This is a genomic window from Nocardiopsis sp. TNDT3 (genome assembly GCF_003427465.1).
In the GTDB taxonomy this organism is placed as follows: domain Bacteria; phylum Actinomycetota; class Actinomycetes; order Streptosporangiales; family Streptosporangiaceae; genus Nocardiopsis; species Nocardiopsis dassonvillei.
In genome coordinates this window covers 1-1,005 of the sequence record NZ_QPFC01000936.1, presented here as the reverse complement: position 1 = coordinate 1,005, position 1,005 = coordinate 1, and the positions used below count along the sequence as shown (strand labels likewise).

1 protein-coding gene is annotated in these 1,005 nt (G+C 73.1%); it reads left to right on the top strand.

Features of this window, described 5'->3' with window-relative positions; translation table 11 throughout:
* Positions 1-169: 169 nt before the first annotated feature.
* A partial coding sequence (bla, locus tag DQW06_RS21925) for a class A beta-lactamase (RefSeq protein WP_117199216.1) occupies positions 170-1,005 on the top strand: 836 nt, incomplete at its 3' end.

Genomic DNA, 1,005 nt, shown 5'->3' with positions numbered 1-1,005 from the left:
ACCCCATCGTCCTCGCCGTCATGTCCAGCCGCGAGGCGGAGGACGCCGAGTACGACGACGCGCTGATCGCCCGGGCCGCCGAGATCGTCGCGGAGGAGCTGGGCTGACGGCGCTCCGTGCCGACCGGGCACGGAGACCGGACGTCCCCAGGACAGAAGGAGCAGGGAAGATGTTGCTTTCACCCCTACGGCGCACCGGACTCGCGGCCCTGGCCGCGGTCACCCTCGTTCCCGCCGCCGCCTGCGGGGCGGACGGTTCCGGACCGGCTCCGGGGACGGAGCCCTCGGCCGGGCCCTCCGCCGAGGGCTCGGCCGGGCGGTCGGCCCCGGCCGACCTCTCCGCCGGGTTCGCCGACGAGTTCGCGGACCTGGAGGAGGAGTTCGACGCGCGGCTGGGCGTCTACGCGGTGGACACGGGCAGCGGCGAGGAGGTCGCGCACCGCCCCGACGAGCGGTTCGCCTACTGCTCCACCCACAAGGCCTTCAGCGCGGCGCTGGTGCTCCAGCGGAACACGCCCGAGGAGATGGAGGAGGTCGTCACCTACGACGCCGACGACGTGTTCGGCCACTCACCGGTCACCGAACAGCACGTCGACACCGGGTTGCCCCTCATGGAGGTGGCCGACGCCGCCGTCCGCTACAGCGACAACACCGCCGCCAACCTGCTCTTCGGCGAACTCGGCGGACCCGACGGGTTCGAGGGGGCGATGGAGGAGATGGGCGACGACGTGATCGAGGCCGACCGCGTCGAACCCGGCCTGAGCCGGTGGGCGCCCGGTGACACCCGGGACACGAGCACGCCGCGCGCCATGGCCGGGAGCCTGCGCGAGTTCGTCCTCGGCGACGCCCTGCCCGAGGACCGGCGCGAGGTGCTCACGCGGATGCTCGTCGACAACCTGACCGGGGACGAGCTGATCCGCGCCGGGGTGCCCGAGGGCTGGGAGGTCGGCGACAAGACGGGGAGCGGGAACTACGGCACGCGCAACGACATCGCCGTCATCTGGCC